Below are 14611 nucleotides of genomic sequence, written 5' to 3'. Positions count from 1 at the left end.
ATCCCGCCACCGTCAGCGCTGCGCCACCCAGGAACGGGCGCGCACGAGTTCCGGCCGCGGGCTGTCGGCGCGCTGGCCGAGGGCCACGAGCCTGCCGTAGTACTGCGCCGCCTTGATGCGATCGCCCGATGCTTCGGCGGCGCGCGCGGCCCCGTAGAAGCCGCGGAAGCGGTTCGGCTCGCGCACCTGCGAAGTCTCGAATTCGCGCAGCGCGGCCGCCGGCTGCCCGAGTTCCAGCAGCATCTCGCCCAGCAGCTCGCGCGCGGGCAGCACGCGCCCCGGCGTGACGATGTGCTTTTCGGTGCCGTCTTCCAGGTCGGCCGCGGCGCGCATCATGCGCACGGCTTCCGCACGCTCGCCGTTCGCCAGCGCCAGCCAGCCTGCGATGGTGAGCCGCTGCACCTCGACCTCGTTGGCCCAGTAGTTGTCGCCGGCGGCCTGCAGGCCCTTGTGCAGCCGCTCCAGTTCCGCCGCTTCCTTCTGCGCCGCCGCCGTGTCGCCGCTGCGCACGGCCCCGAACGCCCGGGCGAAATGCGTGATGGCATCGGGGTACAGGTGGCGGGTGGGCTGCGGCTGCAGCTGCATGGCCTCGCGCCACGCGCCCCGCTCCAGTGCGTAGCGCGCGGGCATCGCCGCGATCGCGTACGGCGCGGTCCGCACCGCGGCGTTGAAGCCCTTCACCTGCAGCGCATCCTGGATCTCGCGCTGGGCGTCGGCATCGCGGCCGAGCTGGAGGTAGGCATACACGGAGTAGTCGCTGGCGTGATAGGCCTGGTCGGGCTCGCCGCTCTTCTTGGCTGCATCGGCCGAGCGGCGGTTGGTCTCGGCGGAATCCTCCCAGGCGCCGATGCGGGTGAAGATGTGCGAGGGCATGTGCAGCGCGTGCGGCGCCGCGGGCGCGATGCCCGCATACAGCCGTGCCGCCTTCACGCCCTGCTGCGCCAGGGGCGGCGCGTCGTAGCTGTGGATCAGGTAATGCGCGACACCGGGGTGGTCGGGGTAGCGGACGAACTGCGTTTCCAGCACCGCGGCGGCCTTGCGGTAGGCGGCGAAGGTCTGGTCGGACTGGGACTGGGTGCCGGCGATGTACAGCGCGGCGAAGATCTGCGCCTCGTCGTCGTCCGGGTAGCGTGCGGCCAGCGCCTGGAAGGCTTCGGCGCGCGACTGCTGGCGCGCGCGCTCGGGACGCGAGGCGAAGTCGCGGTAGTAGGTGGCGACCGCCTCGATGTAGTCGCGCTCGCGCTGCGTCTTGGGCGGTGTGAGCCGTCCGGCGTCGATGGCGGCCTGCGCGGCGGCGGCATCCCTGGCCAGCGCGCCCTGGCCGGCGAGCGGGTTGCCCATCAGGATGGCGGCCACGCCCCATTGGGCGATGGTGCAGGACGGCTCGCGCGCCAGCACCTCGCGGAACGCCTTCTCGGTCGCGCTGAACCAGAAGGAATGCAGCATGGCGACGCCGGTCTCCAGCAGGGGCTGCACCTCGGCGCTGCAGGAGGATGCGAACTTCACGCGCCCGACGTTGCCTTTGCCCTCCGCTTCGTGGGCGAGCGTGGTTCCGGAGGCGAGCAGCAGCGCGCAGGCGGCTGCGGTGAGCGAGTGACGCGGGTTCATGGTGCCCTCACGATGGCGCAGGAACCCTGTCCGCCGAAGGCGGGCAGCGCTGCGTGCGGCAGTGTGCGCCGCACGCAGGGGAGGGTCAATCGCAGGTGGGCGCCACCGTCGCCTCAACGGCAAGCAAACGTAAGCGGGGTGGCGGCGTCAGCGGGCGTGGCGCAGGAAGAAGCGCGCCATCGCCTCCGAGGCGGCCGGCCCCTGCGGGTCCGTGAAGGAACCCGAGGCATGGCCGCCCGACCAGGCGTGCGGCCCGCCGGCGATGCGCCAGCTCTCCAGGCGCACCTGGCCCTGGTCGTCCAGCCACTGCTCGCGCGTCGCGGCGCGCTGTGCCTGCGCAGGCCGGGCTTCCTCGCGTTCCAGCCAGGTGCCGCCGGTCGCATGCGCTGCCAGCTGCTGCTGCACGATGGCCTGGCCGTTGCCGGGCGCGACCGTCTTGTCGGAGCTGCCGTGGAACACGATCGTGGGGATCGCGACCGCGCGCCGGCCGACCACGGCGTGCGGGCTCGGGCCCTTGCGCATGGCGCTGAAGGCGGAGGGCACGTCGCTCGCCGATCCTGCGGGCAGGCCCGAGTGCACGCCCACCGCCGCGAACACGTCGGGATAGAGCTCGCCCAGGATCGCCGCCATCGCGCCACCGGCGGACAGGCCGGCGACGTACACGCGCTTCGGATCGCCGCCGTGGCTGGCCACCACCGCCTGTACCAGCGCGGCGATCATCGCCGGCTCGCCGGCGCCGCGCCGCTGGTGCTGCGCCTCGAACCAGTTCCAGCAACCCATCTGGTTGGACTTGCGCAGCTGCTCGGGATACACGACGAGGAAGCCGTCGCGTTCCGCGACCGCGTTCATGCCGGTGCCGCGGGCGAAGTCCTCGGAGTCCTGCTTGCAGCCGTGCAGCATCACGAGCACCGGCAGCAGGGCGGCCGGGTCCGCGCGGCGCGGCTCGTACAGGCGATAGCGCCAGCGATGGCCGCCGAAGGCGAACACGTGGGCGGTGAAAGACGCATCGCGGGCCGGGCGCGCCGAGGCGGGCGCAGCGCGCGTCTCGATCATCGGGACGCTGGAGACTTCGCGGTATTCAACGTCCGTGACGTCATCCTTCGCGGCCCAGGTGGGCGGCGGCGCGTGCGATGTCTCGGGGGACGCGAAGCCGCCGTTGCCCAGCGCCTCCTGGATGGCGCGCGTGGCGTCCATCAGCCGGCCTTCGCGGGTGAGTTGTGTCGCTCGCTGGAGCGCGGCGGGATCGAAGCCCATGGCGAGCCTTTCCAAAGGGTTATTGCATCGCAACATATCGGGCGTGCCGCGGAGATCACAAGGCGAGCGACGCACTTTTTCGATGCCGGAAAGCCTCGCGTGGAAGCTCATCCTCCTGCGGGAGGACTCGATGCGCCGAGGCTAGGACTTGGGTTCCGGGCTGGCCGTCTCGCCCAGCGCGTCTTCCTGAGGATCGAGAACGGCCAGCAGGTCGGAGGTGGTGCGCAGGATCATGCCGGCGCCGGCGGCGACCAGTTCGTCCTCGGTGCCGAAGCCGCACAGCACGCCCACGGTCTGCGCGCCGGCGGACCGGCCGGTGCGGATGTCGATGGTGGTGTCGCCGATCATCAGGCAGTTCTCGGGCGCCACGCCCATCTTGCCGGCCGCATAGAGCAGCGGCTCCGGGTGCGGCTTCATGCGCTGCGTGGTCTGCGCGCCCACGACTTCGGTGAACAGGTCGCGCACGCCGTAGTGCTCCAGGAAGCGCTCCACCCGCGGCGCGCTGCCGGTGGAGATGGTGCACATGGGGTAGAACTTGTGCAGCGTCTTGAGCATCTCCTGCACGCCGGCCATCATCTCGTGCGGTACTTCGTCCAGCGCTTCCGGGTTGCGCGTGTGGCCAGGGTCGGCGCCGCGCTGCTTGGTGGCCTTGAGGCGGGCGCGCAGCTTGTCCACGGGCGTGTCCAGGCCCAGCCGGTCGAGCAGGGCGTAGGCGCCATGCACCGGCGTTTCCATGCCCATCACCACCTGCCGCGCCACGCGTTCGCTGCGCCGGCCGCTCACGCCGGGGATCTTGCTCACCAGCAGGGCGAGCTGGGCAACCAGGTGGTCGTCGGTGTCGGCGATGGTGCCGTCGACGTCGAAGCAGAGGGCACGCACGCGCGCGAGTTCCAGGGGCATGGCCCCGAGGATAGAAGATGCGCGTGACGGCGTGTGGCGGCGAAGGGCTGCGCGTGACGCGCGATGCAGCTCATCCGCGACAAGCCCTGCAGCTCTAGCGGCACGTGACGGGCTGTGTCGTTGATGACGCTTGGAAACATGACCCTTCGAGTCTCATCCATAGGCGCTTGCCTCATTGCCCGGTGCATGGGCTTCCTCCAGAATCCTCGCCACCAAAAACCCCAAAGGAGACGAGTCATGAGGAACGTTCGATCTCTCATTGCCCTGGGCGCGCTGTGCGCGGGCTTCTCGGTGCTGGCGCAGACGCCGCCCGCGGAAGAACCGGGCTGGGCCAAGGGACGCCCGAAGGCGAACGACACCGCCATGAAGATGGCGCCGGTGCCGGCGTTCCCGATTCCCACCGCAGCGGACAAGCTGCCCACGTCGAAGTTCAAGCTGCCGCCCGGTTTCAAGGTGGAGACCTGGGCCTCGGGCATCCTCGACGCGCGCGGCCTGCGCCAGGGACCGAACGGCAACGTCTTCGTCAGTTCGCTGTTCGTCGCCAACAAGGTCTACGTGGTGCCCGAGCAGGGCAACCGCCAGGCCAAGGTGATCGTCGACAAGATGCCGCTGGCCACCGGCATCGAGTACCACAACGGCAGCCTGTTCCTCGCGACGAACACGAAGATCATGCGCTGGGACAACGTCGATGGGAAACTGGACAACCTGGGCGAGCCCAAGGTGATCTACGACACGCTTCCCGGCGGCACGGACCACAGCTGGAAGTACCTGCGCATCCGCGACAACAAGCTGTACTACGCGGTCGGCGCGCCCTGCAACATCTGCGATCCCGGCCAGTGGGCCAAGATCTACCGCATGAACCTCGATGGCAGCGGTCTCGAGACGATCGCCTCCGGTGTGCGCAACACGGTGGGCTTCGACTTCGACCCGAAGACCGGCAACCTCTGGTTCACCGACAACGGGCGCGACTGGTTGAGCGAGGAACTGCCGAACGACGAGCTGAACGTGGTCACCAAGCCCGGCCAGCAGCACTTCGGCTATCCGTTCTGCCACCAGGGCAACCTGCCGGACCCGGAATTCGGCTGGGGCAAGTCCTGCAACGACTACCAGAAGCCGGCGGCGCTGCTGGGCCCCACGCAGGTTCGCTGGGCATGAAGTTCTACACCGGCAAGATGTTCCCGCCCAAGTACCGCGGCGCCATGTTCATCGCCCGCCATGGCCCGTGGAACCGCACCATCAAGTACGCCGACGTCTCGGTCGCCTGGCCTGACGGCAAGGGCGGCGCGAAGGTCGAGCCCTTCATGACGGGCTTCGTCGAGAACAACAACTACCTCGGCCGGCCGGTGGACTTCCTGATCCTCAGGGACGGATCGCTGCTGGTGAGCGACGACCACGCCGGTGCCATCTACCGCATCAGCTACGGGAAGAAATGAGGAGGGCCTGGGCAACGGGCCTCGCGTCCTGCACGGCCATGCTGGTCCTGGTGGCCGCCGCTCCGCAAGCGGGAGCACAGGACAAGGCCCGCAAGGCCCGCGCCGCGGCGAGCGCCGCCAGCGCCGCGGCGAAGGCCAGGGACGGCACGGCGGCGAAATACGCACAGCGCTTCGCCGCCGAGTGCGCGGCCTGCCACGGCGCCAACGGGCGCAGCGACATGCCGCTCACGCCGGTGCTGGCGGGCCAGCCTTCGCTGTACGCCATCACGCAGCTGTTCCTGTTCCGCGAGGCGCGGCGCGGCAGCGATGCGATGAACGCCGTCGCCAAGAACATGAGCGACGACGACCTGCGCGGCTTCTCCGACCACATCGGAACGCTGCCGCCGGTCCCGGCGCCGCCACCGGCCGCAGCTCGGATCCGGCGCGCATGGCATGGCCAAGGACGCGCGCTGGCACAGCAGCACAGGTGCGTGGCCTGCCACGGTGCCGCGCTGGATGGCGGCCAGCAGGTTCCGCGCATCGCCGGCCAGCGCGAGGACTACCTGAAGATGACGCTGCGCGGCTTCCAGGCCGGCACGCGCGCGGGTTATACGCAGGCGATGACGGCAGCGGTGAGCCACGTGCCGGTGGACGACCTCGACACGCTGGCTTACTTCGTGGCGAGGTTCCCGGGCGTCACTCCGCCCTGACTCGGGCGGGGCGGTGGGTGGCCTGACGCTTCAGACGCTCTCGTCGACCACCAGCATCTGCTCCTTGTTCATTCGGCCGCCGTGCACCTGGAGGCGGGCGAGCGCGGCGTCGATCTCGCGCAGGTCCGCAGGCGAGAGCTGCACCTCCAGCGCACGGTGGTTCTCCTGCAGGTGTCCCAGGCTGCGCGTACCGGGAATCGGCACGATCCAGGGCTTCTGCGCCAGCAGCCACGCCAGTGCGACCTGGGCCGGCGTCGCATTCTCCTTCTGCCCCACCCGTTTCAGGAGATCGACGAAGGGCTGGTTCGCGGCCAGGTTCGCAGGACTGAATCGGTCGAATCCGGACCGCAGGTCGGTCTTCGGGTCGAGCCGGGTGCGCGCATTCAGCGTCCCAGGCAGGTAGCCCATCCCGAGCGGGCCCCATGGCACGAAGCCGATGCCCAGTTCCTCGCATGCCTGCAGGACGCCGTTGTGTTCCGGGTCGCGGTTCATCACCGAGTACTCCGTCTGCACGGCCGCCACCGGCTGCACTGCATGGGCGCGGCGGATCGTGCGCGCGCTCGCCTCCGACAGGCCGAAGTGCAGCACCTTGCCTTCGCGGATCAGGTCCCTGACCGTGCCGGCCACGTCCTCGATCGGCACGCCCGGATCGACGCGGTGCTGGTAGTACAGGTCGATGCGGTCGGTGCGCAGGCGCTTGAGGGAGCCCTCGACCACCTTCCGGATGTGCGCGGGCCGGCTGTTCAGCGCGCCGCCCCGGTCCATGTCGAAGCCGAACTTGGTGGCGATCACCACCTTGTCGCGGACCGGCGCGAGGGCCTCGCCGACCAGGTCTTCGTTGGTGTAGGGGCCGTAGACCTCGGCGGTGTCGAAGAAGGTGACGCCGTTGTCGTGCGCGGCCCGGATCACGCGGATGCCCTGCTTGCGGTCGGCGGGCGGTCCGTAGTTCGCACTGATGCTCATGCAGCCGGCGCCCAGTTCCGACACCTGCAGCTTGCCGAGTTGACGTGTCTTCATGCGGGCTCCTTTGCGGGTGGACGTTGCTGCCCAGGATGCGGGCGAGAGGGCCAGCGCGGCGCTGGCCAGGGTGGTGCCGGCGATGAACCGGCGGCGGTTGGGGTGTTCCATGAAGGCTCCTTCGAGGATGTGTCGTGGGGGATGCATCGAATGTAGGGAGCCGTGACCCAAAGAAAAATGGGGTAACGCTGAACGACTTGTGAAGGTAAGCTTCATGGTGTGAAGCTGAACCAACTCGATGGACTGATGGCTTTCTGGAAGGTCGCGGAGCACCGTGGGTTCACGAGCGCCGCTGCGGAATTGGAGGTTTCCCCTTCCGCACTGAGCCAGGCCATACGCCAGCTGGAAGCCCGCCTGGGCGTGCAACTGCTGCACCGGACCACCCGCAGCGTGAGCCTGACCGAAGCGGGCGAGGCCTACCTCGCGCGGGTCGGGCCGGCCCTGGGACAGGTGGTGGAGGCGGGCGAGGACCTCAATGCGCTGCAAGGCAGGCCCGCAGGCACCCTGCGCCTGAATGCGGCGCGCATTTCCATCGCGATGGTCCTGCAGCCGATGCTCGCGGGCTTCCTGCGCGAGCATCCGCACGTCCACCTGGAGCTGACCAACGACGAAGGCTTCGTGGACATCGTCGAACGCGGTTTCGATGCCGGTGTCCGCATGGGCGAGAGCGTGCACAAGGACATGGTGGCCGTGCCGCTGGGCGGGCCCGTGACCGTCGCCGTCGTGGGCTCACCCGAGTACCTGCAGCGCTTTCCCGCGCCCCGGCATCCCGATGACCTGGCGCGGCACAACTGCGTGCGGTTCCGCTTCGCGGGCACCGGCGCCATCTACAAGTGGGAGTTCCAGGTGAACGACCGGCTCGTGGAGTACGAGATCGGTGGCAACCTGACCATCAGCGACACGATCTTCAGCGTGGAGGCCGCGCTGGAAGGCGTCGGCCTGGCGTACACCTTCGAACCGCTGGTGCACCAGCACCTCAAGGACAAGCGCCTCAAGCGAGTCCTGGCGTCCTTCTCGCCGACCTTCCCGGGCTTCTACCTGTACTACCCGAGCCGCCGGAACCAGTCCACCAAGTTGCGCGCGCTCGTCGAGTACGCGAGCCGCCGCAGGTGATCGCTCGGCGAAGCTCGGCCGCGGCCCACGATCCGCGATCCGTGGCAGACTCCTTCGCCTGTCACGCAGTGGAGAACGAAAGTGATCAGCAAGAACACGATCTGCCTCTGGTACGACGGCACTGCCCTGGAAGCCGCGCAGTTCTATGCGAAGACTTTCCCGGACAGCAGCGTGGGGCGCATCCTGCGCGCGCCGGGTGACTATCCCGCGGGCAAGGAAGGCGACGTCCTCACCGTCGAATTCACCGTCTGCGGCATTCCCTGCATCGGCCTCAACGGCGGCTCCGAGTTCAAGCCCGACGAGGCCTTCTCCTTCCAGATCGCGACCGACGACCAGGCCGAGACCGATCGCCTGTGGAATGCGATCGTCCGCAACGGCGGCCAGGAAAGCGCCTGCGGCTGGTGCAAGGACAAGTGGGGCGTGTCGTGGCAGATCACGCCGCGCGCGCTGGTGGAAGCGATCAACGACCCGGACCGCGCGGCGGCCAAGCGCGCCTTCGAGGCGATGATGACGATGGGGAAGATCGACATCGCCACCATCGAGGCGGCACGGCGGGGTTGAGTCCATGGGCCCCGGTAGGTCGGGGTGAGCGCGAAGCCGAACCCCGACCCTTCACTCAGCGCGTCCCGCTCCCCACCAGCATCTCGCAGGGCCCGACGAAGCCTGCCTCCGCCGTCTCGAACTGCGCCAGCGTGCTTTCGATCTCCGCCCAGGTGGCGGCACGCTCGTCATCGCCCATGCCCGACATCATCTGCAGCAGCGCACCGAAGGATTCGCGTTCGAAGCGCACGCACTCCGCGGCCGTCGGCACGCGCAGCGGCGAGTCGACCTTCTGCACCCGCACGTCGCGAAACCCCGCCTGCTCCAGCGTGCGCTGCAGCACGCCTTCGCCGCCCAGCGAGAACGGCCCCGGCTGGCCCGGCAGCGGCGGCGGCAGCTGCGCGCGCCGGCGGATGATGCCCACCGGCAGGGCGAAGAAGGGATTGCGGTCCGGCGTCGAATACACCACCGCGGCGAAGCGGCCACCCTCGCGCAGCGCATGCCGGATGCCCGCCAGCGCGCGCTGCTGGTCCGGGAAGTAGATCAGGCCGACGCGCGAAATCGCGGCGTCAAAGGAGCCCGCGGGGAAGGTCGTGCCGTTCGCCGTCGAGCTCACGCGTCTCGACATTCGCCAAGCCGGCCTTCTCCGCGGCGCCGCGCGCGTAGCGCAGGATGGTGGGCGAGATGTCCGTGGCCAGCACGTATCCCTCCGGGCCGGCACGGCGCGCGGCCGACAGCGTCTGTTCGCCGGCGCCCGCTGCGATGTCGAGCACGCGGCTGCCGGCCTGGACGCCGGCCGCGGCCAGCATCGTTTCGGTCGCGGCGCCCAGCCAGCGCGCGAGCAGGGGAGACCAGCGGTCCCACGCCTCGGCCGCCGCCTCCCACTGGGTGCGCGTGGTGGCGCGGAACTTGTCCGGGTCGAAGGTGGCGGCGGCGGTGGGGGCTTGAAGGGTTTCGGCCATGCGGCTCTCCTGGTGGCGGTGCCGGCGCGAGATGCGTGGGCTGGCGCCAAGGTATTCCCCGCGCGCGCTCCCCTCAAGTCCAGATTCTGGAGTCTTCCATCCGGGCGATCGGGCATAGACTGCGCCATGATCGACTACATGCAGTTCTGCACGGTGGCCCGTGGCGCCGAGGTGCTCGGCGAGCTGTGGACGCCGCTCGTGGTGCGCGAGCTACTCTGCGGCAGCTGCCGCTTCAACGACATCCACCGCGGCGTGCCGCGCATGTCCGCGACGCTGCTCACGCAGCGGCTGCGCAAGCTGGAGGCGATCGGCGTGGTCGAACGAAGGCGGGCCGGCAAGAGCTGGGAGTACCACCTCACCACCGCCGGCGAGGAGCTGCGGCCCATCGTGGTGGGCATCGGCCACTGGGGCGCGCGCTGGATCGGCAGCCGCCTGCGGCGCGAGCAGCTGGATGCCGGGTTCCTGATGTGGGACATCCGCCGCTTCGCGCGCATCGATGAATTCCCCTCCAGCCAGCGCACCGTCGTGCATTTCCGCTTCCGCGACGCACCCGCTGCGGAGCGGCTGTGGTGGCTGGTGGTGGAGGACGGCGCCGCCGACCTTTGCCGCGACGACCCCGGCCACGACGTGACGGTGATCGTGGAATCCACCGTTCGCTCGCTCACCGACATCTGGACCGGCGACAGCGACCCGGGCCAGGAGATCCGCGCCGGCCTGCTGGACGTGCAGGGCGCCGGGCGCCAGGGGCAGTCGCTGTGGCGCTGGCTGGGGCGCAGCATGTTCGCGCCGACGCGGATTGCCGCGCGGCCCGAGGCCAAGCTGAGGGACGCATGACCAGCGCACGCCAGAAGATGCTCGCCGGCGAGCTCTACGACGCGCAGGATTCCGAGCTCGTCGCCGGCCGCCGGCGGGCGCGTTCGCTGTGCGCGCGCATCAACGCCCTGGATTCCGAGGACGCACAGCGGCGCGAAAGCTGCTGCGCGAGCTGGTCGGCTCCGGTGGCGACTCGGTGTACGCGCAATTGCGGCGGCGGCAGGAGTACGGCAAGCCGGTGACCATCGGCAGCGACGTGTGGATCGGCGGCGGCGCGATCATCCTGCCGGGCGTGCAGGTCGGTGATCGCGCGGTGATCGGCGCGGGCAGCGTGGTCTCCCGAGACATCCCCGCCGGCGTGCTGGCTGCCGGCAATCCCTGCCGGGTGATCCGGGCGCTGGACTGAGGGCGCATCGCGTCGCGCGCCACCGCTCCTGTAGGCCGGCACCGCCAGTTCAGCCACCGCGGGCCTGAGCGTGCGGCACCGTACAGATCGCCCGCAGCTGCCGGGATAGCCTGTGCCATGAACTTCGCGCCATGCCAATTCCTGTGCATCGGGGCGTCGTTTGCAAACGAACGGGATCCCCATGAAATACGCAGCAGCTTTCTCGATGGCCGTGATGGCCGTGACCCTGGCGGCCTGCCAGCGCGACGTCGTCGTCACCCCGGCACCCGCTCCCGTCGTGGAAGCCCCCGCCCCGGCACCGACCGTGATCGCGGTGCCCGTTCCGGGACCGGCCGGCCCTGCAGGCGCCACCGGCGCGACCGGATCGACCGGTAGCACCGGCAGCATGGGCAACACAGGCAGCACGGGCGACACGGGCGCCACCGGCAGCACTGGCAGCACGGGCGACACCGGCGCGACCGGCCAGCGTGGCCGCACCGGCGACAACATCATCGTCGTGCCGTCGCCGGCCGCCTCGCGCTGATCGAGGCCCGCGCACGCGCCGCCATCCGTGCGGCGCGGCGCGGCACCCGGCCCCTCACTCGAAGTACGTCATGATGTAGTTCTTGCGATTGGGCCGCTGGTTGTTGCGCCCGATGAAGCAGATGCGCGAGTGGCGCTCCGCCACGCGCAGCATGGCCAGCGCGTCGTTCATGTCGTGGGCGATCAGCATCCAGTGGTCGCCCTCGTGGATGCGCCAGCCCTGCGCGTCGATGTCCAGCGCCTTGACGTTGGCCGGCTGGTAGGGGATGCCGTCGGTGCGCGTCAGCGGCTCGCGGGGCAGGCCGCTGTTGCCGCTCCAGTACTCCAGGATGTAGTCCATGCGGTTGGTGCGCGGGTTGTCGCGCCCGACGAAGCATTGCCGGTTGGGCGGCGCGCCACGCGCAGGCCGTTGCGCGCGTCCTCGGCGTTGTCGAACAGGCGCATCGACATGCGGCCGTCGGTCAGCATCCAGCCCAGCGCGCCGCGGTTCACCACCACCAGCTTGCAGGGGTCGTAGGGGATCTCGTCGACGGTGTAGGTGTCCACGGCGTCCTGCGGCACGTACATGCGCGCGTCGATGCCGCACTCGCCATAGCCGATCAGGAAGCAGCCGTCGCCGTGGGTGGCGGAACTGCCCCAGCTGTTCTTGCAGATCCAGGCGTGCTGGTGGTCGTCGTAGCCCACCACGCACACCGCGTGGCCGCCCGCCACGCCGCCGGTGAGGTGCTGGTACACGCCGGTGCCGCTGTTGAAGAAGGCGAAGAAGTCGTCGAACACGGTGAAGGCCGTGACCAGCGGGCCGTCTTCCACCAGCCAGCGCTTCATCTGCGCGGTGCTGGTGCTGGAGTCGTAGCCGCTGACCTTGATCGTGCGCACCGTGCCCTGGGCGATGTCCGGGGTCTGGTTCACCGGCACGTAGGGGTACTGCGCCTCGAAGCACAGGCCTTCCTTCATGGCGGCGTCGAGCCCGCTGGGCACCCACCAGCCGTAGTTGGGATCGCCGAAGTTGCATTGCCGGTCCGCCACGAAGAACAGGCTGGCCTCGGACAGGTTGGACACGGAGGCCGGCTGGTTGGTTTCGATGCGGTAGTGCGACTCCACGGCCGCGGTGACCCCGAAGGACACGCAGGAGCCGCAGCCGCCCTGGTCGCGCACCGCGCTGACGTAGTTCTTTCCGTTGACGTTCCGCCAGTCCCACGCCTTGGGCAGGGCGCCGCCGCCGATGCCGCCGCGGCGCAGCAGCCGGCTCACCTCCGGCTGCGCGGGCACCACGGGCGCATCCGCCGGCTTGCGGATGCGCGGCATGCGCGTGACCGGCATGGTGGGCGGCACCGGCAGGGAACCCAGCTTGTACTTCTTGCCCAGCTCGCCGAGCGTGGTGGTGTCCAGGGCCTCCTTGGCGATCGTCCAGGTGGCACGCTTGTTCGCCAGCAGTTCGCGCAGCGACTTGATGTTCAGGTCCGACATGGCTTCCTCTCCTGTTCCGGGGATGTCGGCGGCGAAGACATTTCGCGGTGGCCGACGGGAACGGTTGTAGGGAAGAACGCGAGCGCTGCATTTAACGCGTGGGTGCTAATGGGGTCGCGGGTTGGGGCGACCTCGTGAGGACTAGCGTGGGAACGCGATGGAAAATGGCTTATTGATTTGCGTCTAGGAACAGCGACGAAGCAGCTACCCCTCATCGGAGTGACTTGTCTTAGATGGTGTGGTCGCGCATCATCTGATGACGGAGCACCCTTGAAGGAACATCAGGGGTTCTTAGTCTTAGGCAGTCAAAGAACTCGGAGCTCACTTTGATCCAGAAGAAGAAACTCGAAGATGTTTTTAAGACGGTCGGGTTGCCTCCATACACATATGTGAAACCTCCCTACTACGGTGAGGTTAGGGCGGACATTTCCCAGCCCGGCAAACATCTTCTGATCGAGGGTCCGTCAGGAATCGGCAAGACCTGTGTGGTCTTCAAGGCGTTTGAAGAGCTAGCTTATCAAGCGAATCGGGATTTCGTTTATTTAAGCTGCCGAGATCAGGGTGCGGCGCAAGTCATTGATGGGTTCTTAGCGGCCGCAAGCCACGGTGCCCCGACGGGAGTGCCCATACTGGTAGTCGACGATTTTCACCTCCTTCCGACCACCCGCAGAGCCGAGATCGGGTCTCAACTCAAGAGGCTGAGCGATCGCGCATTCGAGTTTGAATTGCCACCCAAGGCTATCCTCATCGGCATCCCGACTACGGGTGTGTCACTTCTTTCTGATTCCTACGACCTCGGTCCTCGTCTGGGAACGTACGTTCTCAAGCGGGTGTCCGATGTAGAGATTGACAAACTGCTTAGCGAAGGGGAGACCGCGCTCGAGGTGCTCTTTGAGGATAGGGATATCCTCCTTTCGGAGAGCGCAGGAAATTTTTGGCTTGCGCAGTACATCTGCAATAAGGTTTGTGCCTCGCAGGGAGTGTTCGAGACGCAGGAGGAGCCTCGAATTCTTACGTTTGACATTTTGGGCATTCGAAATCGCCTGATGACAGAACTTTCTCAGCGGTACATGCCCGTAGCTAAGATTTTTGCGAAGGGGAAGAAATGGCGCCCCGGCGGGAACAAGCCGTACCTCGAAATACTACTTGCACTCTGCAAAATTCCGGAGTCCGTTGTGACGTTCGACAAACTTCTGTATGTCTTACCGGAGAAGCGGAAACCGGGGATCAAAGCAGTGCGACCGCGGATCTCGGAAGTGATTCTGGACCCACTCAAGCACGTGGACTTGCGAAAGCACATCGCCTTTGACCCGGATGCGGGATTTTCAATTGAGGACCCGCTTTTCCGGTACTTTCTGAACAACCTTGATCCGAAGCGGATATATCAGGAGCTAGGGGTTGAGGATGCCTTGGTCGAGCAAGCGAATCTCTACTCCTATGACATAGGGTTTTCCTTCGCTGGAGAGGTCCGTCGCTTGGTCGAGGTTGCGAATGCGGAACTTAAGAAAGAAGATGTTGTCACGTTCTATGACTTTGACCAGCAAGCAGTTCTTCTTGCATTGGATCTGGAGAAGGTACTTGAACGGATATACAGCGAGTCGTGCAGGTACTACTTGGTCTTCCTGGACAAACACTATCGTGAAAAGGTTTGGACCAAGTACGAGAAGGATGTCATGACCCGCCCCGGGAGGAAGGATCACATCATTCCGGTGATCGTTGACGACGCCGGGGCAGAGGGAGCTGTAGGTATCCCCAAGACAATCGGTCGCATTGATGTTCGTGACCTATGGGGGAGGTCCAACGCACGGGGGTCATCACACAAGATACCGTCAATGCGGTCAGGAATCGATGCGTGTTGCCCTTGATCGAAAAATTGGAGGGCATAGG

The 14611-nt window shown here is 67.6% G+C and carries 18 protein-coding genes; 10 read left to right on the top strand and 8 right to left on the bottom strand.

Annotated elements, in window-relative coordinates:
* Positions 1-12: 12 nt before the first annotated feature.
* From HK415_RS08025 to HK415_RS08015, 3 genes are all read right to left on the bottom strand, one after another.
* Positions 13-1608 carry a hypothetical protein gene (locus HK415_RS08025; protein WP_171557970.1) on the bottom strand — a complete coding sequence of 532 codons (1596 nt, stop codon included), beginning with the start codon at positions 1606-1608 and terminating at the stop codon, positions 13-15.
* Between the two features lie 147 nt (positions 1609-1755).
* Positions 1756-2802, bottom strand: coding sequence for an extracellular catalytic domain type 1 short-chain-length polyhydroxyalkanoate depolymerase (locus tag HK415_RS08020; protein ID WP_253261812.1), 1047 nt, complete (start codon positions 2800-2802; stop codon positions 1756-1758).
* A 201-nt stretch (positions 2803-3003) separates the two neighbouring features.
* Complete coding sequence (locus HK415_RS08015; RefSeq protein WP_171557966.1) at positions 3004-3762, bottom strand: HAD family hydrolase; 759 nt, start codon at positions 3760-3762, stop codon at positions 3004-3006.
* A gap of 237 nt (positions 3763-3999) precedes the next feature.
* On the opposite strand from HK415_RS08015, the gene HK415_RS08010 reads away from it, so the two are divergent.
* The 3 genes from HK415_RS08010 to HK415_RS08005 are packed head-to-tail and all read left to right on the top strand — an operon-like array spanning position 4000 to position 5884.
* Complete coding sequence (locus HK415_RS08010; protein ID WP_216369754.1) at positions 4000-4917, top strand: PQQ-dependent sugar dehydrogenase; 918 nt, start codon at positions 4000-4002, stop codon at positions 4915-4917.
* A complete protein-coding gene (locus tag HK415_RS23830) occupies positions 4914-5195 on the top strand; it encodes a PQQ-dependent sugar dehydrogenase family protein (protein WP_216369753.1) in 282 nt (93 codons plus the stop codon). The genes HK415_RS08010 and HK415_RS23830 overlap by 4 nt, the downstream gene beginning before the upstream one ends.
* Positions 5192-5884 (top strand): c-type cytochrome, encoded by a 693-nt coding sequence (locus HK415_RS08005; RefSeq protein WP_171557963.1) that lies wholly within the window; start codon positions 5192-5194, stop codon positions 5882-5884. Before HK415_RS23830 ends, HK415_RS08005 begins: the two co-directional genes overlap by 4 nt.
* A gap of 30 nt (positions 5885-5914) precedes the next feature.
* Here the strand turns inward: HK415_RS08005 and HK415_RS08000 are convergent, their stop codons facing one another.
* Positions 5915-6901, bottom strand: coding sequence for an aldo/keto reductase (locus HK415_RS08000; protein WP_171563247.1), 987 nt, complete (start codon positions 6899-6901; stop codon positions 5915-5917).
* 246 nt (positions 6902-7147) lie between these two features.
* Between HK415_RS08000 and HK415_RS07995 the strand changes: the two genes are divergently transcribed.
* Together HK415_RS07995 and HK415_RS07990 are read left to right on the top strand one after the other, a co-directional pair.
* Positions 7148-8014, top strand: a complete 867-nt coding sequence (locus tag HK415_RS07995; protein ID WP_171557960.1) for a LysR family transcriptional regulator — start codon at positions 7148-7150, stop codon at positions 8012-8014.
* 81 nt (positions 8015-8095) lie between these two features.
* Entirely contained in the window at positions 8096-8575 is a 480-nt protein-coding gene (locus HK415_RS07990; protein ID WP_171557958.1) for a VOC family protein, read from the top strand.
* Positions 8576-8630: 55 nt separating this feature from the next.
* Here HK415_RS07990 and HK415_RS24755 read toward each other — a convergent pair whose 3' ends face one another.
* Positions 8631-9170: a class I SAM-dependent methyltransferase gene (locus tag HK415_RS24755; protein WP_309246623.1), complete on the bottom strand. Its 540-nt coding sequence runs from the start codon at positions 9168-9170 to the stop codon at positions 8631-8633.
* The gene (locus tag HK415_RS24750) at positions 9124-9516 is read right to left on the bottom strand and encodes a class I SAM-dependent methyltransferase (protein WP_253261810.1); all 393 of its coding nucleotides are present in this window, start codon (positions 9514-9516) and stop codon (positions 9124-9126) included. Before HK415_RS24750 ends, HK415_RS24755 begins: the two co-directional genes overlap by 47 nt.
* 126 nt (positions 9517-9642) lie before the next feature.
* Between HK415_RS24750 and HK415_RS07980 the strand changes: the two genes are divergently transcribed.
* The 4 genes from HK415_RS07980 (at position 9643) to HK415_RS26030 (ending at position 11258) form a co-directional block, all read left to right on the top strand.
* Entirely contained in the window at positions 9643-10350 is a 708-nt protein-coding gene (locus HK415_RS07980; protein WP_171557955.1) for a winged helix-turn-helix transcriptional regulator, read from the top strand.
* Positions 10347-10571 carry a maltose acetyltransferase domain-containing protein gene (locus HK415_RS23825; protein ID WP_216369752.1) on the top strand — a complete coding sequence of 75 codons (225 nt, stop codon included), beginning with the start codon at positions 10347-10349 and terminating at the stop codon, positions 10569-10571. The genes HK415_RS07980 and HK415_RS23825 overlap by 4 nt, the downstream gene beginning before the upstream one ends.
* On the top strand, positions 10568-10735 hold the full coding sequence (locus HK415_RS07975) for a DapH/DapD/GlmU-related protein (RefSeq protein ID WP_309246622.1): 168 nt from the start codon (positions 10568-10570) through the stop codon (positions 10733-10735). The genes HK415_RS23825 and HK415_RS07975 overlap by 4 nt, the downstream gene beginning before the upstream one ends.
* A gap of 181 nt (positions 10736-10916) precedes the next feature.
* Positions 10917-11258: a collagen-like protein gene (locus HK415_RS26030; RefSeq protein ID WP_171557951.1), complete on the top strand. Its 342-nt coding sequence runs from the start codon at positions 10917-10919 to the stop codon at positions 11256-11258.
* A 54-nt stretch (positions 11259-11312) separates the two neighbouring features.
* Here the strand turns inward: HK415_RS26030 and HK415_RS07965 are convergent, their stop codons facing one another.
* Together HK415_RS07965 and HK415_RS07960 are read right to left on the bottom strand one after the other, a co-directional pair.
* A complete protein-coding gene (locus HK415_RS07965; protein ID WP_171557948.1) occupies positions 11313-11597 on the bottom strand; it encodes a hypothetical protein in 285 nt (94 codons plus the stop codon).
* On the bottom strand, positions 11540-12724 hold the full coding sequence (locus tag HK415_RS07960; protein WP_171557945.1) for a C1 family peptidase: 1185 nt from the start codon (positions 12722-12724) through the stop codon (positions 11540-11542). The genes HK415_RS07965 and HK415_RS07960 overlap by 58 nt, the downstream gene beginning before the upstream one ends.
* 326 nt (positions 12725-13050) lie before the next feature.
* On the opposite strand from HK415_RS07960, the gene HK415_RS07955 reads away from it, so the two are divergent.
* Positions 13051-14589, top strand: coding sequence for a hypothetical protein (locus HK415_RS07955; protein ID WP_171557943.1), 1539 nt, complete (start codon positions 13051-13053; stop codon positions 14587-14589).
* Positions 14590-14611 lie beyond the last annotated feature (22 nt).

The sequence above is a fragment of the Ramlibacter montanisoli genome, from assembly GCF_013087525.1.
Taxonomy (GTDB): Bacteria; Pseudomonadota; Gammaproteobacteria; order Burkholderiales; family Burkholderiaceae_C; genus Ramlibacter; species Ramlibacter montanisoli.
This window is presented reverse-complemented; position numbering and strand designations above follow the sequence as displayed.